Below are 19,280 nucleotides of genomic sequence, written 5' to 3'. Positions count from 1 at the left end.
GGGGTCCGAGCGGTACGGAGAGCGCGGGTCGGCAGAGGTGAGGCGTTAAGAAACTCGCGTAAAGGGGACAAAGGGGTGAGAGGGGCAGGGGGTGGCGGACGGCGTGGACCGAGGAGGTCGCGATGGCCAGGGCCGGCACACGCGGCGACAGCGCGACGAAACTCCACCGCGGCTTCAGCTGGCTCGCCGTGCTCGGGGTGCTCCTCGTGCTCGCCGGGATCGTCGGACTCGTCTACACCGCGGTCGCCACGCTCACCTCGATGCTGCTGTTCGGCTGGCTGCTGCTGATCGGCGGGATCGTCGGGCTGCTGCACGCCGTCCAGGCCCGCGGCACCGGCTTCTTCTGGCTCGGGGTCATCGTCGCCGCCCTCAACATCGCGGCCGGCATCGTCGTCATCCGCCTGCCGCACGCCACGGCCGCCGCGCTGACCATGTTCGCCGCGCTGCTGTTCCTCACTGCGGGCTTCTTCCGGCTGGTCGGCGGCTTGGTCGTGCGCGGACCGCAGCTGGGCTGGACGCTGCTGCTCGGCGCCTTCGACCTGCTGCTCGGCATCCTGGTCCTCGGCTCCTGGCCGAGCAGCAGTCAATACGTCATCGGTGCCTTCATCTCGCTCGCCCTGCTCTTCGACGGCCTCGGCCTCGTGGCCACCGGCTACGGCGGGCGCCGTATCGTCGGTCTCGTCTCCGAGCGGGAGCAGCCTGGACCCGCATGACCCGAGTAGTCCGTGATCCGGCGTCCGGGCGACAGGAACAGTCCCACACGTGACCGTGTCATACGCACTCGGTCAGAAAGCGCTCGATACCCGCTGACTTGTGTTCAGTCCCGTGGACCGGAGCGGCGCGTTACCAACACTCGACGTGTGGTGACAATCGAGCGCGAGGGTGGCGACCGGACGATGGACAACCACGGGCGCGGGGACGGCCCGCGCCCAGCGGGGGGCGCCGAGCGGCCGCCCGATCCACTGCCGTACGAAGGCGTCTGGCGGTTCACCGCCGCCGCGGTGGACGCCTCGGTCCCGCAGGCCCGGCACGCCGTACGGGACCTGCTGCTGCGCCAGGGCGTGCCGGTCTCCGACGAGCTGGTGCACGGCCTGCTGCTGATCGTCTCCGAGCTGGTCACCAACGCGGTCCGGCACGCGGCGCTGCTGTCGCCGATGCTGGCCGTGGAGGTCGCCGTCGGAGCCGAGTGGGTGCGGGTGTCCGTGGAGGACAACCACCCCTACCGCCCGACCGCCCTGGAGGCCGACCACGGCCAGACCGGCGGCCGGGGCCTGCTGCTGGTCCGTGAGGTGGCACGGGAGGCGGGCGGCACGGTCGACGTGGAGCACACCGCGAGCGGCGGCAAGGTGATCTGGGCCGCCCTGCCGCTCAAGTCCACGACGCTGCCGTAGCACGCCGGGCCCGCGCGCCCGTCCGACAGCCGGTCCGCGGGCCTGCCCCACGGCAGGCGCGCGCGTCTGCCTCAGAACCGTTCACCAGCCCGCGGACGGGCCCGTCAGCTCCCTGATCGCCGGACGGGCCGCGTCCAGGACGGTCATGAACCAGGCCGAGAAGGGGTCGCGCGCGTGCCGTTCGGCCAGCTCGGCCGCGGTCACGAAGGCGGTCTGGGCGATCTCCTCCGGGTCCGGCGCCGGCGGCGCCTGCACCAGGCCTACGAACAAGTGGTTGTACTCCTGCTCGACCAGGCCCGAGGCCGGATCCGGGTGGTTGTAGCGGACCGTGCCCGCCTCCGCCAGCAGCGAGGGCGACACGCCGAGCTCCTCGAAGGTGCGCCGGGCAGCGGCGGCGAACGGCGCCTCGCCCGGGTACGGGTGGCCGCAGCAGGTGTTGGACCACACACCGGGGGAGTGGTACTTGCCGAGCGCCCGCTGCTGGAGCAGCAGCCGGCCCTGTTCGTCGAAGAGGAACACGGAGAACGCGCGGTGCAGCTGCCCCGGCGGCTGATGGGCGGCCAGCTTCTCCGCCGTACCGATCGTCACACCCTTCTCGTCGACCAGTTCCAGCAAAATCGCCTCTGCGGTGCCGTTCGACGAGCTGTGCGTCGCGGTGGCAGGTGTGATCGGCATACCCATCCTTCGCCTCGGTCTTCGCACCCCAAGTCTGCCGTACGAATCCGGCACTCCCGGCACTTCCCCGCACGTCCGCGCGCGGCGCGGCACCGGAAGGCGGACCCGGTAGATCATCGTGCCCGGTCCGCGGATCAGGGAACCGTCCGCGACGGGTGTCGAACAGCTGTGCGCACCGTCAGTGGCACAGCCGGGCCTCGTGCGCCGCGTGCCCGCTCGGCTCCAGCTGGAAGGTGCAGTGCTCCACGTCGAAGTGGTCGCCGAGGCAGCCCTGCAGCTCGTGCAGCAGCTTCTCGTGGCCGACGGCGCTGAGCACGTCCGAGCTGACCACCACGTGCGCCGACAGCACCGGCATCCCGGAGGTGATCGTCCACGCGTGCAGGTCGTGTACGTCCTCCACGCCGTCCAGCGCCAGGATGTGCGCCCGCACCTCGGCCATGTCGACGCCCTTCGGCGCCGCCTCCAGCAGCACGTCCAGCGTCTCGCGCAGCAGCTTCAGCGTCCTCGGCACGATCATCACGCCGATGACCAGCGAGGCGACCGGGTCGGCGCCCTGCCAGCCGGTGGTCAGGATCACCAGCGCCGAGACCAGCACCGCGAACGAGCCCAGCGCGTCCGCGGCGACCTCCAGGAAGGCGCCGCGCACGTTCAGGCTCTCCTTCTGCCCGCGCATCAGCAGGGTCAGCGAGACCGAGTTCCCGACCAGGCCGACCAGACCGAACACGACCATCAGTCCGCCCCGGGTCTCCGCGGGCGTCACGAACCGCTGCACGGCCTCGTACAGGACGTATCCGCCGACGCCGAGCAGCAGCACACAGTTGGCCAGGGCGGCGAGGATCTCGGCGCGGGCGTAGCCGAAGGTGCGGTTGGTGCTCGGCGGGCGGTTCGCGAAGCGGATCGCGAGCAGCGCCATGCCGAGGCCCACCGCGTCGGTCGCCATGTGCGCCGCGTCCGTGATCAGCGCCAGCGAGTCCGCGAGCAGGCCGCCGGCGATCTCCACCACCATGATCGTCAGCGTGATGCCCAGCGCGATCCGCAGCCGGCCCCGGTACGCTGCCGCGGCCGTACCCGTGGGCGGCACATGGCTGTGCGCGTGCCCGTGGTCGTGCCCTGCCCCCATGCGATCCGCCCTTCCCTGTCCGTCCGGCAGAGCCCAGTGAACTACGGGTGGGGGGTATGGGGCAACGCGGCACTGAACACCGTTGTCATGTGCCCTGACCTGCGGAAACGTTCCGCAGGTCAGGGCGGGTGCGGTTGCTCACCCGTGATGCAGCTGCCAGCCCCGCCAGGCCGACTCCACCATCTCGCGCACCCCGCGCCCGGCCCGCCAGCCCAGCTGTTCGGCGGCCCGCTCGGCGGAGGCGACCGCGCGCGGCGCGTCGCCCGGCCGGCGCGCCTGGACCACCGGCTCCCTGCGGTCCCCGGTGACCTCCCCGATCACCGTGATCAGCTCGCGTACCGAGACGCCCTCGCCCCGCCCGATGTTCAGGGTCAGGTCGCCGGAGACGGAACCGTCGGCGAGCCGCCGCGCCGCCGCGAGGTGGGCCCCGGCGAGGTCGGCCACATGGATGTAGTCCCGGATACAGGTGCCGTCCGGCGTCGGATAGTCGTCCCCGAAGATCCGCGGGGCCTCGTCCCGGGTGAGCCGGTCGAAGACCATCGGCACGATGTTGAACACGCCCGTGTCCGCGAGTTCCGGCGCCGCCGCGCCCGCCACGTTGAAGTAGCGCAGGCACACCGTGGAGATTCCGTGCGCCTTTCCGGCCGCCCGCACCAGCCACTCACCGGCCAGCTTGGTCTCGCCGTACGGGTTCACCGGCGCGCACGGGGTGTCCTCGGTGATCAGGTCCGTGTCCGGGTTGCCGTACACCGCCGCGGAGGAGGAGAACACCAGGCGGTCGACCCCGGCCTCGGCCACCGCGTCCAGCAGGGTGGCCAGGCCGCCGACGTTCTCCCGGTAGTACCGGGTGGGCTGGGCCACCGACTCGGCCACCTGCTTGCGTGCCGCGAGGTGGACGACGCCCGTGACGCCGTACTCGGCCAGGACCCGCTTCAGCAGGTCCCCGTCCAGCGTCGAGCCCCGGACGAGCGGGACGTCCGCCGGGAGCCGCGCGGGCACCGCCGCCGACAGGTCGTCCAGCGCCACGACGCTCTCCCCGGCGCCGGCCATGGCCCGTGCCACGTGCGCCCCGATGTATCCGGCTCCGCCGGTGATCAGCCATGTCATGGTTGTCCAGCCTATGCGGACCCGTGCGGACCGCTCAGGTGTCCCGGTTGCCCGGATCTGCGTCCGGCGGTTTGTGGGGCGGGCCCCGGATCACCGATGATGATCGCGGCAAAGGCCCGGGCAGCCTCCGTGGGCCGGGCCGTGAACGGCCGGTGAACATGGGCTCCCGCCCATCCGATAGCCTCTGCCGACATGCCGCCCGGGTGCCGCTGGCAGGGCGCCCCACCACGTAAGAGATCCGGCGCCACCGCGCCGGCACCCAGGGAGTGAGTTCGGTTGTCGACCGCCATCGTCACCGGTCAGCCGGTCCCCGGATCGTCACTCGAGAACGATCTGCGGTCCCTCGGCTTCGACGTCCGGGTGGCAGCGGACTCCGCCGAGGCCGAGACCCTGCTCGCCGCCGCACCCGCCGGCGAGCGCGTGGCCCTGGTCGACGCCCGCTTCGTCGGCCACGCCCACGCGCTGCGCCTCGGCCTGACCGACCCGCGCTTCCCGCTCTCCGCGGTCCCCGGCGCCGTCACCGCCCAGCCGGCGGCCCGGCAGGCGCTGACCCGGGCCGTGGCCCGCGAGACCTCGGCCGGCGGCGGCACCGCCCTCGCGGTGGACAGCCTCGCCGACCGCATCGTCACCGCCCTCGACGCCGACGGCTGCGAGGTGCACCGGCCGGAGCTGGGCAGCCTGGTCGCCGCCGTGCCCGCCGACCCGCAGGCCCGCAACGAGGCGCGGCAGGCCGTCGCCGCCGTCGACGACGAGGCCGTACGCCTGAAGTCGGCGGTGAAGTCCCGCGACGGCTTCTTCACCACGTTCTTCATCAGCCCTTACTCGCGCTACCTCGCCCGCTGGTGCGCCCGCCGCGGCCTGACCCCGAACCAGGTCACCACGGCCTCGCTGCTCACCGCCCTGACAGCGGCGGCCTGCGCGGCGACCGGCACCCGCGCCGGCTTCGTCGCGGCCGGTGTGCTGCTGATCGCCTCCTTCGTGCTGGACTGCACCGACGGCCAGCTCGCCCGCTACGCCCTGAAGTACTCCACCCTCGGCGCCTGGCTCGACGCCACCTTCGACCGGGCCAAGGAGTACGCCTACTACGCGGGTCTCGCCCTCGGAGCGGCCCGGGGCGGCGACGACGTGTGGGCCCTCGCCCTCGGCGCGATGGTCCTGCAGACCTGCCGGCACGTGGTCGACTTCTCCTTCAACGAGGCCAACCACGACGCCACCGCCAACACCAGCCCCACCGCCGCCCTCTCCGACAAGCTGGACAGCGTCGGCTGGACGGTGTGGGTACGGCGGATGATCGTGCTGCCGATCGGCGAGCGCTGGGCGATGATCGCGCTCCTCACCGCGGCCACCACCCCGCGCATCACCTTCTACGCGCTGCTCATCGGCTGCGCCTTCGCGGCCGCCTACACCACGGCCGGACGCGTGCTGCGCTCGCTGACCCGCAGGGCCCGGCGCACCGACCGGGCCGCCGGGGCGCTCGCGGACCTCGCCGACAACGGCCCGGCCGCCTCCCTCGTGGCCCGCTCCACGCCCGCCCGCCTCGGCTCCCCGTTCCTGGTGGCGCTCGCCGGTACCGCCATCCTCGCCGTATCCCTCTTCTCCGGCGTGACCTGGGCCCCCGTCGCGGGTGCCGTCGTCTACGCCGTCACCTCCGGTCAGGCGCTGTACCGCCCCCTCAAGGGCGCCCTCGACTGGCTGGTCCCGCCCCTCTTCCGCGCCGCCGAGTACGGCACCGTCCTCGCGCTCGCGGGTAAGGCGGGGGTAAACGGGGCGCTTCCGGCGGCTTTCGGGCTGGTGGCCGCCGTCGCCTACCATCACTACGACACGGTGTACCGCATCCGCGGCAACGCCGGAGCGCCCCCGGCCTGGCTGGTGCGCTCCATCGGGGGGCACGACGGGCGGACACTGCTCGTCACCGTCCTGGCCGCGGTGCTCACCGCCGCGCAGTTCACGGTCGCGCTCACGGTCCTCGCCGTGGCCGTCGCCCTCGTGGTGCTCGTCGAGAGCATCCGCTTCTGGGTGTCCGCTGGGGCGCCCGCCGTACACGACGAAGGAGAACCCGCATGATCGGCCTCGTGCTGGCGGCCGGCGCCGGACGGCGTCTGCGCCCCTACACCGACACCCTGCCCAAGGCGCTGGTGCCGGTGGGGCCCGCGGGTATAGAGGGCGAGCCGACCGTGCTGGACCTCACCCTCGCGAACTTCGCCGAGGTCGGCCTGACCGAGGCCGCGATCATCGTCGGCTACCGCAAGGAGGCCGTGTACGAGCGCAAGGCGGCCCTGGAGCAGAAGTACGGCCTCAAGCTCACCCTCATCGACAACGACAAGGCCGAGGAGTGGAACAACGCCTACTCCCTGTGGTGCGGCCGTGACGCCCTCAAGGACGGTGTGATCCTCGCCAACGGCGACACCGTCCACCCGGTCTCCGTCGAGAAGACGCTGCTCGCGGCACGTGGCGAAGGTAAGAAGATCATCCTCGCGCTGGACACCGTGAAGTCCCTCGCGGACGAGGAGATGAAGGTCGTCGTCGACCCCGGGCAGGGCATGACGAAGATCACCAAGCTGATGGACCCGGCCGAGGCGACCGGCGAGTACATCGGCGTCACCCTGATCGAGGGCGACGCCGCCCCCGAGCTGGCCGACGCGCTGAAGACGGTCTGGGAGACCGACCCGCAGCAGTTCTACGAGCACGGGTACCAGGAGCTGGTCAACCGCGGCTTCCGGATCGACGTGGCGCCGATCGGCGACGTCCAGTGGGTCGAGATCGACAACCACGACGACCTCGCCAAGGGACGGGCGATCGCGTGCCAGTACTGACCCGGCTGATTCCCTCGCCGGTCGTGGTGGACATCCGCGCGGGTGCCCTGGACGACCTGGCCGGTGTCCTCGCCGACGAGCGCATCTCGCAGTCCGGCCGGCTCGCCGTCGCCGTCAGCGGCGGTTCGGGCGCCCGGCTGCGTGAGCGCGTCGCTCCCACGCTGCCCGGCGCCGACTGGTTCGAGGTCGGCGGCGGCACCATCGACGACGCGGTCCGGCTGGCGAGCGACATCAAGGCCGGCCACTACGACGCGGTCGTGGGTCTCGGCGGCGGCAAGATCATCGACTGTGCCAAGTTCGCGGCGGCCCGTGTCGGCCTGCCGCTGGTCGCCGTCGCCACCAACCTCGCGCACGACGGCCTGTGCTCGCCCGTCGCGACCCTGGACAACGACGCGGGCCGCGGCTCGTACGGCGTGCCGAACCCGATCGCGGTGGTCATCGATCTCAACGTGATCCGCGAGGCCCCGGTCCGGTTCGTGCGCTCCGGCATCGGTGACGCCATCTCCAACATCTCCGCGGTCGCGGACTGGGAGCTGGCCAACCGCGTCAACGGCGAGAAGATCGACGGCCTGGCCGCCGCCATGGCCCGGCAGGCCGGGGAGGCGGTGCTCCGGCACCCGGGCGGCATCGGTGACGACGGCTTCCTGCAGGTGCTGGCCGAGGCGCTGGTCCTCACCGGTATCGCCATGTCCGTGTCGGGCGACTCCCGTCCGTCCTCCGGCGCCTGCCACGAGATCAACCACGCCTTCGACCTGCTCTACCCGAAGCGCGCGGCCGCCCACGGCGAGCAGTGCGGCCTGGGCGCGGCCTTCGCGATGTACCTGCGCGGAGCGCACGAGGAGTCGGCGTACATGGCCGAGGTGCTGCGCCGCCACGGGCTTCCGGTGCTGCCGGAGGAGATCGGCTTCACCGTGGACGAGTTCGTGCGGGCGGTGGAGTTCGCCCCGGAGACCCGCCCCGGCCGCTACACGATCATCGAGCACCTCGACCTCAAGACGAACCAGATCAAGGACATCTACGCCGACTATGTCAAGGCCATCGGTAGCTGAACTCCGTCCGGTCGTGCACCCCGCGGGGGTGAAGGACCGGCGCAGCGGTGAGCACTGGATGGGGCGCCTCTACATGCGCGAGGTGTCCCTGCGGGTCGACCGCTATCTGGTGAACACCAGGGTCACGCCCAACCAGCTCACGTACCTGATGACCGTCTTCGGCGTGCTCGCGGCCCCGGCCCTTCTCGTGCCGGGGATCTGGGGCGCCGTGCTCGGCGTGGTGTGCGTCCAGATGTACCTGCTGCTGGACTGCGTCGACGGCGAGATCGCGCGCTGGAAGAAGCAGTACTCGCTGAACGGCGTCTACCTGGACCGGGTCGGCGCCTATCTCACCGACGCCGCGGTGCTCACCGGCTTCGGCCTGCGCGCGGCCGACCCGTGGGGCGGCGGCCGTATCGACTGGCTGTGGGCCTTCCTCGGCACGCTCGCCGCGCTCGGCGCCATCCTCATCAAGGCCGAGACCGACCTCGTCGGCGTCGCCCGTCACCAGGCCGGCAAGCCGCCGGTGCAGGAGTCGGCGTCCGAGATGCGCTCCTCCGGGATGGCGCTGGCCCGCAAGGCCGCCGCGATGCTGAAGTTCCACCGGCTGATCCTCGGCATCGAGGCGTCGCTGCTCATCCTGGTCCTGGCGATCGCCGACCAGGTGCGCGGCGACCTGTTCCTGTCCCGGCTGGGGGTCGCGGTGCTGGCCGGCATCGCCCTGCTGCAGACCCTGCTGCACCTGGTGTCCATCCTCGCCTCCAGCAGGCTGAAGTGAGTACGGGCATGCGGGTCGGCGCCGTCGTCATCACCATGGGCAACCGGCCCGAGGAGCTGCGGGCCCTGCTCGACTCGGTCGCGGCACAGGACGGGGACCGGGTCGAGGTGGTCGTCGTCGGCAACGGCTCACCGGTCCCGGACGTGCCCGACGGCGTACGGACCATCGAGCTGCCCGAGAACCTGGGCATCCCCGGCGGCCGCAACGTCGGCATCGAGGCCTTCGGGCCCAGCGGCCGCGATGTCGACATATTGCTCTTCCTCGACGACGACGGGCTGCTCGCCCGCCACGACACCGCCCAGCTGTGCCGCGAGGCCTTCGAGGCCGATCCGGAGCTCGGCATCATCAGCTTCCGCATCGCCGACCCGGAGACCGGCGAGACCCAGCGCCGCCACGTGCCCCGGCTGCGCGCCTCCGACCCGATGCGCTCCTCCCGGGTCACCACCTTCCTGGGCGGCGCCAACGCCGTCCGCACCCGGGTGTTCGCCGAGGTCGGCGGGCTGCCGGACGAGTTCTTCTACGCCCATGAGGAGACCGACCTGGCCTGGCGGGCCCTCGACGCCGGCTGGATGATCGACTACCGGTCGGACATGGTCCTGTACCACCCGACGACCGCGCCCTCGCGGCACGCGGTCTACCACCGCATGGTCGCCCGCAACCGCGTGTGGCTGGCCCGCCGCAACCTCCCCGTGCCGCTGGTCCCCGTCTACCTCGGGGTCTGGATGCTGCTCACGCTGCTGCGCCGCCCCTCCCGCCCGGCCCTCAAGGCCTGGTTCGGCGGGTTCAAGGAGGGCTGGACCACTCCGTGCGGTCCCCGCCGTCCGATGCGCTGGCGCACGGTGTGGCGGCTGACCCGGCTGGGCCGGCCCCCGGTGATCTGAGAAGCTAGCTCTTACCTGAAGAGAGCAAGCTTCTTACCAGAGAGTCCGGATTTCCACTCGTGAGTCACACAACCCATGACGGCGGTGTCGCGGTGAACGCGATACCGCCGATCGACGAGGGGCTGACACCGGCGCAGCTCGCCGCCAAGTACGGGCTCGCCGTGAGCGGCGCCCGTCCCTCGCTGCCCGGTTACGTCCGCCAGCTGTGGGGCCGGCGCCACTTCATCCTCGCCTTCTCCCAGGCGAAGCTGACGGCGCAGTACAGCCAGGCCAAGCTGGGCCAGCTGTGGCAGGTGGCGACGCCGCTGCTGAACGCGGGCGTGTACTACTTCATCTTCGGCGTGATCCTGCACGCGAGCCGCGGCCTGTCCCAGGACGTGTACATCCCGTTCCTGGTCACGGGCGTGTTCGTGTTCACCTTCACGCAGAGCTCGGTCATGTCGGGTGTCCGGGCGATCTCCGGCAACCTGGGCCTGGTGCGCGCCCTGCACTTCCCGCGCGCCTCGCTGCCCATCTCCTTCTCGCTGCAGCAGCTCCAGCAACTGCTGTTCTCGATGATCGTGATGTTCGTCGTGGCGATCGGCTTCGGCAGCTACCCGAGCCTCGGCTGGCTGCTGATCGTGCCGGTCCTGCTGCTGCAGTTCCTGTTCAACACCGGGCTCGCGCTGATCGTGGCCCGCATGGGCGCCAAGACGCCCGACCTCGCCCAGCTGATGCCGTTCGTCCTGCGCACCTGGATGTACACCTCCGGCGTCATGTTCTCCATCAACAAGATGATGGAGGGCCGCTCGGAGATCGCGGTCCGGCTGCTCCAGGTCAACCCGGCCGCGGTCTACATGGACCTGATGCGCTACGCGCTGATCGACGGCTACGGCGCCTCGAACCTGCCGCCGCACGTGTGGGCCATCGCGCTGTTCTGGGCCGTGGCCGTCTTCGCCGGCGGGTTCGTGTACTTCTGGAAGGCGGAGGAGAGGTACGGCCGTGGCTGAGCAGAACGACCGGGCCCGCGAGGACCGGTGCCCCACGGTCATCGCCGACGACCTGCACATCGTCTACCGCGTCAACGGCGCCAGGACCGGCAAGGGCAGCGCGACCGCCGCCCTCAGCCGGATCCTGAGGCGCGGCTCCGACGACGCGGCGCGCGGGGTGCGCAAGGTGCACGCCGTGCGCGGGGTGTCCTTCGTGGCCTACCGCGGCGAGGCCATCGGCCTGATCGGCTCCAACGGCTCCGGCAAGTCCACGCTGCTGCGCGCCATCGCCGGTCTGCTGCCCGCGGAGCGGGGCAAGGTCTACACCGACGGCCAGCCCTCGCTGCTCGGCGTCAACGCGGCCCTGATGAACGACCTGACCGGTGAGCGGAACGTGATCCTGGGCGGCCTCGCCATGGGTATGTCCCGGGAGCAGATCAAGGAGCGCTACCAGGAGATCGTCGACTTCTCCGGGATCAACGAGAAGGGCGACTTCATCACCCTGCCGATGCGCACGTACTCCTCGGGCATGGCCGCCCGGCTGCGGTTCTCCATCGCCGCCGCCAAGGACCACGACGTCCTCATGATCGACGAGGCGCTCGCCACCGGTGACCGCAAGTTCCAGATGCGCTCCGAGGAACGCATCCGGGAACTGCGCAAGGAGGCCGGGACGGTGTTCCTGGTCAGTCACAACAACAAGTCCATCCGGGACACCTGCGACCGCGTCCTGTGGCTGGAGCGCGGTGAACTGCGCATGGACGGACCGACCGAAGAGGTCTTGAAGGAGTACGAGAAGTTCACGGGCAAGTAGCCCGTTTCGGCCAGGGCCCCGCCGGAAGTCGTCCGGCGGGGCCCGGCGTCCGCAAAGGAACCGTCAACTCCGTTTGGAGTGGGGAATCTTGACGCCAATCGGTGTGTTGTTGTGATGTGCAGGACACCCCGACGAACCTTGCTGCGTTGTACAACGTAAGCTGTACCGGTGCCGGAAAGCGGCAAGTGGGGCGATAATGCGCGACACCCCGCGCCAGGGCGACCCCGCCGATCGTCGGGCGGCGTGTCCGAAATACTGTGTATTGGGTCGGCAGTGTAGAACGGGAGATGTGACGGCAATGGCTACGGAAACTCCCCAGCTCAACGCAGCATGTGCCGTCCCCGCGCCGGGCAGCGCCCGATGACGGCCACCGAGACGGCGCCGGATCCGGAACGCGCCACCCTCGACAAGGCCACCGGCGAGAACTTCCCCGTGGCCCCCTTCTTCCTGCCCAGGGCCTGGCGCGACGACCTCATGGCCGTGTACGGCTTCGCCCGCCTCGTCGACGACATCGGCGACGGAGACCTCGCCCCCGGCGGCGCCGACGCCCGCCTCCTCGGCGTGTCCGCCACCGAGGCCGAGGACCGGCTGGTCCTCCTCGACGCCTTCGAGACCGACCTGCGCCGCGTCTTCGACGGCACCCCGCGCCATCCGCTGCTGCGCCGGCTGCAGCCCACCGTCCGCCGTCGCTCCCTCACCCCCGAGCCCTTCCTCGGCCTGATCGCCGCCAACCGCCAGGACCAGCTCGTCGCCCGCTACGAGACCTACGACGACCTCCTCGCCTACTGCGAACTGTCCGCCAACCCCGTCGGCCGCCTCGTCCTCGCCGTCACCGGCACCTCCACCCCCGAGCGGATCCGGCTCTCCGACGCGATCTGCACCGCGCTGCAGATCGTGGAGCACCTCCAGGACGTCGCCGAGGACCTCGGCCGTGACCGGATCTACCTCCCGGCCACGGACATGAAGCGCTTTCACGTCCAGGAAACGGATCTTGGCGCGAAAACCGCGAGCGCATCGGTGCGCGCCCTGGTTGCATACGAGGCACAACGCGCCCGCGATCTGCTGAATGAAGGCGCCCCCCTGGTGGGTAGCGTCCACGGCAGGCTGAGGCTGCTGCTCGCGGGGTTCGTGGCGGGGGGAAGGGCGGCGATCCGGGCGATCGCCGCCGCCGAATACGACGTTCTTCCCGGCCCGCCCAAGCCCCGCAAGCTCCAGTTGCTGCGTGAGGCGGGCGCGATCCTGCGAGGAGAGGGGTGATCCGGACCGTGGATTCTCCGTCGCACGTGTCCGCACCGGTACTCGCCGCCTACAGCTACTGCGAGACCGTCACCGGGCAGCAGGCACGCAACTTCGCCTATGGCATCCGCTTGCTGCCCACGCCCAAGCGCCGCGCCATGTCGGCGCTGTACGCGTTCTCCCGGCGGGTGGACGACATCGGCGACGGCGACCTGGCCGACGGGGTCAAGCTGAAGCGGCTCGAGGACACCAGGGCGCTGCTCGCCCGGGTCCGCGAGGACCAGGTCGAGGAGGACGACACCGATCCGGTCGCCGTGGCCCTCGCCCATGCCGCGCGCGCCTTCCCGATCCCGCTCGGCGGCCTGGACGAGCTCATCGACGGCGTCCAGATGGACGTACGCGGCGAGACCTACGAGACCTGGGACGACCTGAAGGTCTACTGCCGGTGTGTCGCCGGTGCCATCGGCCGCCTCTCGCTCGGCGTGTTCGGCACCGAACCGGGCGCGCGCGGCGCCGAGCGCGCACCCGAGTACGCGGACACGCTCGGCCTCGCCCTGCAGCTCACCAACATCCTCAGAGACGTCCGCGAGGACGCGGCCGGCGGCCGTACCTATCTGCCCGCCGACGACCTCGCCAAGTTCGGCTGCTCGGCCGGGTTCGACGGGCCGACGCCACCGGAGGGTTCCGACTTCGCGGGCCTCGTGCACTTCGAAGTGCGACGGGCCCGCGCCCTTTTCGCCGAGGGCTACCGGCTGCTCCCCATGCTCGACCGGCGCAGCGGCGCCTGCGTGGCCGCCATGGCCGGCATCTACCGACGGCTGCTGGACCGCATCGAGCGCGACCCGGAGGCCGTGCTGCGCGGCCGGGTCTCGCTGCCCGGACGCGAGAAGGCCTACGTCGCCGTACGCGGCCTGTCCGGTCTGGACGCCCGGCACGTGACCCGCCACGTCTCCCCGCGTTCCGTCAGGAGGCGCCCCTGATGGACCTCACCGGACCGGGAGACATGCGGCAGGCAACCCTCGGCAGCGGCGTGGCGTCCCTGACTGCGACGGCGGAGCGTGCACCGTTCAACCTGCATGCTCGGCACGTAGGGAAGGACGCACGATGAGCGAAGGCCACCGCACCGCGCGGACGCACGGCAGCGCGGAACCGGAAGGCGCCGCGGGCCGCCGCGCCGTCGTGGTCGGCGGCGGGCTCGCCGGGATCACCGCGGCCCTCGCGCTCGCCGACGCCGGTGTCCGCGTCACCCTGCTCGAAGGCAGACCCAGGCTGGGCGGTCTCGCCTTCTCCTTCCAGCGCGGCGACCTGACCGTGGACAACGGCCAGCACGTGTACCTGCGCTGCTGCACCGCCTACCGCTGGTTCCTGGAGCGGATCCAGGGCGCGGCGCTGGCACCGCTGCAGGACCGCCTGGACGTGCCCGTCGTCGACCTCGCCAAGCCCGAGGGCAGGCGGCTCGGCCGGCTGCGGCGCGACCCGCTGCCCGTCCCCCTCCACCTGGGGCGCAGCCTGGCCACCTATCCGCACCTCTCGCTCGCCGAGCGCGCCGCGGTCGGGCGGGCCGCGCTCGCGCTGAAGGGGCTCGACCTCGCCGATCCGACGCTGGACACCCAGGACTTCGGCAGCTGGCTGGCCGCGCACGGCCAGTCGGCGCGCGCCGTCGAGGCCCTGTGGGACCTGGTCGGGGTCGCCACCCTCAACGCGGTCGCGGGCGACGCCTCGCTGGGGCTCGCCGCGATGGTGTTCAAGACCGGTCTGCTGTCCGACCCGGGCGCGGCCGACATCGGCTGGGCCCACGTCCCGCTGGGCGAACTGCACGACCGGCTGGCCCGCAAGGCGCTCGACTCCGCGGGCGTCCGTACCGAGGTCCGTACACGCGTCACCTCCGTCTCTACCAACGAGAACGGCACCTGGAGCGTTCAGGTTCCCGGGGAACGCCTGGAAACGGACGCCGTCGTCCTCGCCGTACCCCAGCGCGAGGCCCACGACCTGCTGCCGCCCGGCGCCCTCGACGCCCCCGGGCGGCTGCTCGCGATCGGCACCGCGCCGATCCTCAACGTCCATGTCGTCTACGACCGCACGGTGCTCGCGCGCCCCTTCTTCGCGGCCCTCGGCACCCCAGTGCAGTGGGTCTTCGACCGCACCGAGCCGTCCGGGCTGACCGAGGGTCAGTATCTGGCGCTGTCACAGTCGGCCGCGCAGGGGGAGATCGACCTGCCCGTGGCCGAGCTCCGCGAGCGCTATCTCCCCGAGCTGGAACGGCTGATCCCGGGTACCCGCGGCGCCGAGGTGTTGGACTTCTTCGTGACCCGGGAGCGCACGGCCACGTTCGCCCCCGCCCCCGGCGTCGGGCGGCTGCGGCCCGGCGCCCGCACCAAGGCCCCCGGCCTGTACCTGGCCGGAGCGTGGACCGCCACCGGGTGGCCCGCGACCATGGAGAGTGCGGTCCGCAGTGGAGTGAGCGCGGCGGACGCCGCCCTCAGCGCCCTGGGCCGGCCCCGCCCCCGCCACCTCTTCGAGTTCGAGGAGGCGGCGTGACGCCCGATCAGGAGCCCGCGGCAGGCCCCCGCACCCCCGGTACCGCAACAAGAGGAGAGACTGTGCCCACTGTGCCCCCGGCCTCGACGCCCGCCCCACGGGCCGCGGTGGACGTGACCGCGCTGCTGGAGCGCGGCCGCACCCTGGCCACTCCGGTCCTGCGTGCGGCCGTCGACCGGCTGGCGTCTCCCATGGACACCGTCGCCGCCTACCACTTCGGCTGGATCGACGCCGCCGGCAACCCGGCCGACGGCGACGGCGGCAAGGCCGTGCGCCCCGCGCTCGCCGTGCTCTCCGCCGAGGTCACCGGCGCCGCGCCGGAGGTGGGCATCCCCGGCGCCGTCGCCGTCGAACTCGTCCACAACTTCTCGCTGCTGCACGACGACCTGATGGACGGCGACGAGCAGCGCCGGCACCGCGACACCGTCTGGAAGGTGCACGGTCCCGCCCAGGCCATCCTGGTCGGTGACGCCCTGTTCGCCCTCGCCAACGAGATCCTGCTGGAGCTCGGCACCGTGGAGGCGGGCCGCGCCACCCGCCGGCTCACCACCGCCACCCGCGCCCTGATCGACGGCCAGGCGCAGGACATCTCCTACGAGCACCGCGACCGGGTCACCGTCGAGGAGTGCCTGGAGATGGAGGGCAACAAGACCGGCGCGCTGCTCGCCGCCTCCAGCTCCATCGGCGCGGTCCTCGGCGGCGCCGACGACGCCACCGCCGACGCGCTGGAACGGTACGGCTACCACCTCGGCCTCGCCTTCCAGGCCGTCGACGACCTCCTCGGCATCTGGGGCGACCCGGAGGCCACCGGCAAGCAGACCTGGAGCGACCTGCGCCAGCGCAAGAAGTCCCTGCCGGTCGTCGCCGCGCTCGCGGCCGGCGGCCCCGCCTCCGAGCAGCTCGGCGAGATCCTCGCCGCGGACGCCAAGAGCAGCGACTTCGAGAACTTCTCCGAGGAGGAGTTCGCGGCCCGCGCGGCCCTCATCGAGCAGGCCGGCGGCCGCGACTGGACGGCCGGGGAGGCGCGCCGTCAGCACACCATCGCCATCGAAGCCCTCGACGCCGTCGACATGCCCGGCCGGGTGCGCGAGGCCTTCACGGCGCTCGCCGACTTCGTCGTCGTACGAAAGAGATGATCACTATCGGCCGAACACGCCTCGCGTAGTCGCCGGCCGGTGTCCGAGGATCGACCCGAGGACACCGGCCGACGGCGGACCCACAGCAGCACGACTCGCACGACTGCACGAAGGGGAAGCCATGACAGCGACGACCGACGGAAGCACCGGGGCGACTGTGCCGTCCCGCGCTGCCGCGGCCAGCGAAACCACCGCCATCACCACACCCGAGGCGGCCGGGGTACGAGAAGCCGCCGCACGCGCCGCCCGGCGCGCCACCGACTTCCTGCTCGCGCGGCAGGACGCCCAGGGCTGGTGGAAGGGCGACCTGGAGACCAACGTCACCATGGACGCCGAGGACCTGCTGCTCCGCCAGTTCCTGGGGATCCGTGACGAGCGGACCACCCAGGCGGCCGCGAAGTTCATCCGCGGCGAGCAGCGCGAGGACGGCACCTGGGCCACCTTCTACGGCGGGCCCGGCGAACTGTCCACCACTGTAGAGGCCTACGTCGCCCTGCGCCTGGCCGGCGACGCGCCCGACGAGGCGCACATGGCGAAGGCCGCCGCCTGGATCCGCGAGCGCGGCGGCATCGCCGCCTCCCGGGTGTTCACCCGGATCTGGCTCGCCCTGTTCGGCTGGTGGAAGTGGGAGGACCTGCCGGAACTGCCCCCGGAGCTGATCTACTTCCCCACCTGGTTCCCGCTCAACATCTACGACTTCGGCTGCTGGGCCCGGCAGACGATCGTGCCGCTCACCATCGTCTCCGCCAAGCGCCCGGTGCGCCCGGCGCCGTTCCCGCTGGACGAGCTGCACACCGACCCCGCGAACCCCAACCCGCCGCAGCCGCTCGCCCCGGTGGCCAGCTGGGACGGGCTCTTCCAGCGGCTCGACAAGGTGGTACGCGGCTACCGCAGGGTCGCCGTGCGCAGACTCCGCAGGGCCGCCATGAACTCGGCGGCCCGCTGGATCATCGAGCGGCAGGAGAACGACGGCTGCTGGGGCGGCATCCAGCCCCCGGCCGTGTACTCGGTCATCGCCCTTCATCTGCTCGGCTACGACCTCCAGCATCCGGTGCTGCGCGAGGGCCTCGCCTCGCTGGACCGTTTCGCCGTCTGGCGCGAGGACGGCGCCCGGATGATCGAGGCCTGCCAGTCCCCGGTGTGGGACACCTGCCTCGCGACCATCGCGCTCGTCGACGCCGGACTGCCCGCCGACCATCCGCAACTGGTCAAGGCGGCCGACTGGATGCTGGGCGAGGAGATCGTCCGGCCCGGCGACTGGGCCGTACGGCGTCCCCAACTGCCGCCGGGCGGCTGGGCGTTCGAGTTCCACAACGACAACTACCCCGACATCGACGACACCGCCGAGGTCTCCCTCGCGCTGCGCCGGGTCCGGCACCACGACCCCGAGCGGGTGGACCGGGCGATCGGGCGCGCGGTGCGCTGGAACCTCGGCATGCAGTCGAAGAACGGCGCGTGGGGCGCCTTCGACGTCGACAACACCAGCCCGTTCCCGAACCGGCTGCCCTTCTGCGACTTCGGCGAGGTCATCGACCCGCCGTCGGCCGACGTCACCGCGCACGTCGTGGAGATGCTCGCCGCCGAGGGGCTCGCGCACGACCCGCGCACCCGGCGCGGCATCGACTGGCTGCTCGCCGAACAGGAGCCGGACGGCTCGTGGTTCGGGCGCTGGGGCGTCAACTACGTCTACGGCACCGGCTCGGTGGTGCCCGCGCTGACCGCGGCCGGGCTGCCCGGCTCGCACCCGGCGATCCGGCGGGCGGTGGCCTGGCTGGAGAGCGTGCAGAACGACGACGGCGGCTGGGGCGAGGACCTGCGCTCCTACAAGTACGTCAAGGAGTGGAGCGGCCGCGGCGCCTCCACGGCCTCCCAGACCGCCTGGGCGCTGATGGCGCTGCTCGCGGCGGGGGAGCAGGACGCCAAGGCCGTCGAGCGCGGCGTCCAGTGGCTGGCGGACACCCAGCGGGAGGACGGCACCTGGGACGAGCCGTACTTCACCGGCACCGGCTTCCCCTGGGACTTCTCCATCAACTACCACCTGTACCGGCAGGTCTTCCCGCTCACCGCGCTCGGCCGGTACCTGCACGGCGACCCCTTCGAACGCGGCCTCCTCGCCGGGAAACCGCTGCCCGAGGCGAAGGGGAGCTGACCTTGAGCACCCGGCCCGCCCCGCCCCCGCTGCTGATCGCCTGCGCGCTCGGCATCGAGCACCTCGCCCTGCGCACCGGGGACAGGAGCGGGGCGGACGGGCCGGTCAGCTTCCTCCGCACGGGCATGGGCCCCCGTGCGGCGGAACGCTCCCTCACCCGGCAGCTCGCGGTCCCGGCACTGGCCGACGCGGCCGTGCTGGCCACCGGCTTCTGCGCCGGGCTCGCCCCCGGCATGCACCCCGGCGACCTGGTGGTCGCCGGGGAGACCCGGGACCCGCGCGGCTCCGTCGCCTGCGTGGGCACCGAACTGCTCGTCAAGGAACTCGTGCGCATCCTGCCCGGACGCACGGTCCACACCGGCCCGCTCACCGGCTCCGACCATGTCGTCCGGGGCCACGAGCGGTCCGACCTGCTCGCGACCGGCGCGATCGCGGTCGACATGGAGTCGGCGGCCACGCTCCTCACGGCCGTCCGCGGCGGTGAGCGCCCGGTCGCGGCCGTACGGGTGGTCGTGGACGCTCCCGAACACGAACTCGTCCGGATCGGCACCGTACGCGGTGGAATATCGGCCTTCCGCGTTCTTCGTTCCGTCCTTCCCGCATTTTTCGAATGGCACCGTTCTTTGCTGCTCCCCCGGAGGTGAGCCAG

At 71.9% G+C, this 19,280-nt stretch carries 19 protein-coding genes; 16 read left to right on the top strand and 3 right to left on the bottom strand.

All coding sequences use genetic code 11. The annotated features are described in order from the left end of the window. Nucleotides 1-122 precede the first annotated feature (122 nt). Together ABB07_RS05105 and ABB07_RS05100 are read left to right on the top strand one after the other, a co-directional pair. A complete protein-coding gene (locus ABB07_RS05105) occupies nucleotides 123-713 on the top strand; it encodes an HdeD family acid-resistance protein (protein WP_208897578.1) in 591 nt (196 codons plus the stop codon). A 183-nt stretch (nucleotides 714-896) separates the two neighbouring features. Then, a complete protein-coding gene (locus tag ABB07_RS05100; RefSeq protein ID WP_208903284.1) occupies nucleotides 897-1,391 on the top strand; it encodes an ATP-binding protein in 495 nt (164 codons plus the stop codon). A gap of 81 nt (nucleotides 1,392-1,472) precedes the next feature. Here ABB07_RS05100 and idi read toward each other — a convergent pair whose 3' ends face one another. The 3 genes from idi to galE form a co-directional block, all read right to left on the bottom strand. Continuing rightward, nucleotides 1,473-2,066 carry an isopentenyl-diphosphate Delta-isomerase gene (idi, locus tag ABB07_RS05095; protein ID WP_208897577.1) on the bottom strand — a complete coding sequence of 198 codons (594 nt, stop codon included), beginning with the start codon at nucleotides 2,064-2,066 and terminating at the stop codon, nucleotides 1,473-1,475. A 178-nt stretch (nucleotides 2,067-2,244) separates the two neighbouring features. Continuing rightward, nucleotides 2,245-3,186, bottom strand: a complete 942-nt coding sequence (locus tag ABB07_RS05090; RefSeq protein ID WP_208897576.1) for a cation diffusion facilitator family transporter — start codon at nucleotides 3,184-3,186, stop codon at nucleotides 2,245-2,247. 138 nt (nucleotides 3,187-3,324) lie between these two features. Continuing rightward, nucleotides 3,325-4,293 (bottom strand): UDP-glucose 4-epimerase GalE, encoded by a 969-nt coding sequence (galE, locus tag ABB07_RS05085; protein WP_208897575.1) that lies wholly within the window; start codon nucleotides 4,291-4,293, stop codon nucleotides 3,325-3,327. 276 nt (nucleotides 4,294-4,569) lie between these two features. Here galE and ABB07_RS05080 point away from each other — a divergent pair, with 276 nt between their 5' ends. From ABB07_RS05080 to ABB07_RS05020, 14 genes are all read left to right on the top strand, one after another. Further along, nucleotides 4,570-6,357 (top strand): DUF5941 domain-containing protein, encoded by a 1,788-nt coding sequence (locus tag ABB07_RS05080; RefSeq protein ID WP_208897574.1) that lies wholly within the window; start codon nucleotides 4,570-4,572, stop codon nucleotides 6,355-6,357. Further along, nucleotides 6,354-7,106 carry a phosphocholine cytidylyltransferase family protein gene (locus ABB07_RS05075; protein WP_208897573.1) on the top strand — a complete coding sequence of 251 codons (753 nt, stop codon included), beginning with the start codon at nucleotides 6,354-6,356 and terminating at the stop codon, nucleotides 7,104-7,106. Before ABB07_RS05080 ends, ABB07_RS05075 begins: the two co-directional genes overlap by 4 nt. Beyond that, the gene (locus ABB07_RS05070) at nucleotides 7,094-8,155 is read left to right on the top strand and encodes an iron-containing alcohol dehydrogenase family protein (RefSeq protein ID WP_208897572.1); all 1,062 of its coding nucleotides are present in this window, start codon (nucleotides 7,094-7,096) and stop codon (nucleotides 8,153-8,155) included. The genes ABB07_RS05075 and ABB07_RS05070 overlap by 13 nt, the downstream gene beginning before the upstream one ends. Further along, nucleotides 8,133-8,912, top strand: a complete 780-nt coding sequence (locus tag ABB07_RS05065; RefSeq protein ID WP_208897571.1) for a CDP-alcohol phosphatidyltransferase family protein — start codon at nucleotides 8,133-8,135, stop codon at nucleotides 8,910-8,912. The genes ABB07_RS05070 and ABB07_RS05065 overlap by 23 nt, the downstream gene beginning before the upstream one ends. 8 nt (nucleotides 8,913-8,920) lie before the next feature. Further along, nucleotides 8,921-9,793 carry a glycosyltransferase family 2 protein gene (locus ABB07_RS05060; protein WP_425264683.1) on the top strand — a complete coding sequence of 291 codons (873 nt, stop codon included), beginning with the start codon at nucleotides 8,921-8,923 and terminating at the stop codon, nucleotides 9,791-9,793. Between the two features lie 59 nt (nucleotides 9,794-9,852). Beyond that, a complete protein-coding gene (locus ABB07_RS05055; RefSeq protein WP_208897569.1) occupies nucleotides 9,853-10,782 on the top strand; it encodes an ABC transporter permease in 930 nt (309 codons plus the stop codon). Next, the gene (locus ABB07_RS05050) at nucleotides 10,775-11,572 is read left to right on the top strand and encodes an ABC transporter ATP-binding protein (RefSeq protein WP_208897568.1); all 798 of its coding nucleotides are present in this window, start codon (nucleotides 10,775-10,777) and stop codon (nucleotides 11,570-11,572) included. Before ABB07_RS05055 ends, ABB07_RS05050 begins: the two co-directional genes overlap by 8 nt. 360 nt (nucleotides 11,573-11,932) lie before the next feature. Next, nucleotides 11,933-12,829 carry a squalene synthase HpnC gene (hpnC, locus tag ABB07_RS05045; protein WP_208897567.1) on the top strand — a complete coding sequence of 299 codons (897 nt, stop codon included), beginning with the start codon at nucleotides 11,933-11,935 and terminating at the stop codon, nucleotides 12,827-12,829. Beyond that, nucleotides 12,826-13,788 carry a presqualene diphosphate synthase HpnD gene (gene hpnD, locus ABB07_RS05040; RefSeq protein ID WP_208897566.1) on the top strand — a complete coding sequence of 321 codons (963 nt, stop codon included), beginning with the start codon at nucleotides 12,826-12,828 and terminating at the stop codon, nucleotides 13,786-13,788. Before hpnC ends, hpnD begins: the two co-directional genes overlap by 4 nt. Then, nucleotides 13,788-13,916: a DUF6380 family protein gene (locus tag ABB07_RS41955; protein WP_425264682.1), complete on the top strand. Its 129-nt coding sequence runs from the start codon at nucleotides 13,788-13,790 to the stop codon at nucleotides 13,914-13,916. The genes hpnD and ABB07_RS41955 overlap by 1 nt, the downstream gene beginning before the upstream one ends. Beyond that, nucleotides 13,913-15,346: a hydroxysqualene dehydroxylase HpnE gene (gene hpnE, locus ABB07_RS05035; RefSeq protein WP_208897565.1), complete on the top strand. Its 1,434-nt coding sequence runs from the start codon at nucleotides 13,913-13,915 to the stop codon at nucleotides 15,344-15,346. Before ABB07_RS41955 ends, hpnE begins: the two co-directional genes overlap by 4 nt. Continuing rightward, nucleotides 15,343-16,482 (top strand): polyprenyl synthetase family protein, encoded by a 1,140-nt coding sequence (locus tag ABB07_RS05030; protein WP_208897564.1) that lies wholly within the window; start codon nucleotides 15,343-15,345, stop codon nucleotides 16,480-16,482. The genes hpnE and ABB07_RS05030 overlap by 4 nt, the downstream gene beginning before the upstream one ends. 121 nt (nucleotides 16,483-16,603) lie before the next feature. Further along, nucleotides 16,604-18,631: a squalene--hopene cyclase gene (gene shc, locus ABB07_RS05025; RefSeq protein ID WP_208897563.1), complete on the top strand. Its 2,028-nt coding sequence runs from the start codon at nucleotides 16,604-16,606 to the stop codon at nucleotides 18,629-18,631. A 2-nt stretch (nucleotides 18,632-18,633) separates the two neighbouring features. Beyond that, a complete protein-coding gene (locus ABB07_RS05020; RefSeq protein WP_208897562.1) occupies nucleotides 18,634-19,275 on the top strand; it encodes a phosphorylase family protein in 642 nt (213 codons plus the stop codon). Nucleotides 19,276-19,280: the final 5 nt, after the last annotated feature.

This window comes from Streptomyces incarnatus (assembly GCF_001027185.1).
Classification (GTDB): Bacteria; Actinomycetota; Actinomycetes; order Streptomycetales; family Streptomycetaceae; genus Streptomyces; species Streptomyces puniciscabiei.
Note: the sequence above shows the minus strand (reverse complement) of the source record. Positions and strands in the feature narration are given on the sequence as shown.

What these genes read in the sequence shown, in the direction of transcription:
- ABB07_RS05060 (WP_425264683.1), top strand. Translation starts at nt 8,921, where the DNA reads ATGCGGGTCGGCGCCGTCGTCATCACCATGGGCAACCGGCCCGAGGAG.
- ABB07_RS05075 (WP_208897573.1), top strand. Translation starts at nt 6,354, where the DNA reads ATGATCGGCCTCGTGCTGGCGGCCGGCGCCGGACGGCGTCTGCGCCCC.
- ABB07_RS05105 (WP_208897578.1), top strand. Translation starts at nt 123, where the DNA reads ATGGCCAGGGCCGGCACACGCGGCGACAGCGCGACGAAACTCCACCGC.
- shc (WP_208897563.1), top strand. Translation starts at nt 16,604, where the DNA reads ATGACAGCGACGACCGACGGAAGCACCGGGGCGACTGTGCCGTCCCGC.
- ABB07_RS05065 (WP_208897571.1), top strand. Translation starts at nt 8,133, where the DNA reads ATGTCAAGGCCATCGGTAGCTGAACTCCGTCCGGTCGTGCACCCCGCG.
- galE (WP_208897575.1), bottom strand. Translation starts at nt 4,293, where the DNA reads ATGACATGGCTGATCACCGGCGGAGCCGGATACATCGGGGCGCACGTG.
- ABB07_RS05100 (WP_208903284.1), top strand. Translation starts at nt 897, where the DNA reads ATGGACAACCACGGGCGCGGGGACGGCCCGCGCCCAGCGGGGGGCGCC.
- hpnC (WP_208897567.1), top strand. Translation starts at nt 11,933, where the DNA reads ATGACGGCCACCGAGACGGCGCCGGATCCGGAACGCGCCACCCTCGAC.
- ABB07_RS41955 (WP_425264682.1), top strand. Translation starts at nt 13,788, where the DNA reads ATGGACCTCACCGGACCGGGAGACATGCGGCAGGCAACCCTCGGCAGC.
- ABB07_RS05090 (WP_208897576.1), bottom strand. Translation starts at nt 3,186, where the DNA reads ATGGGGGCAGGGCACGACCACGGGCACGCGCACAGCCATGTGCCGCCC.
- idi (WP_208897577.1), bottom strand. Translation starts at nt 2,066, where the DNA reads ATGCCGATCACACCTGCCACCGCGACGCACAGCTCGTCGAACGGCACC.
- hpnE (WP_208897565.1), top strand. Translation starts at nt 13,913, where the DNA reads ATGAGCGAAGGCCACCGCACCGCGCGGACGCACGGCAGCGCGGAACCG.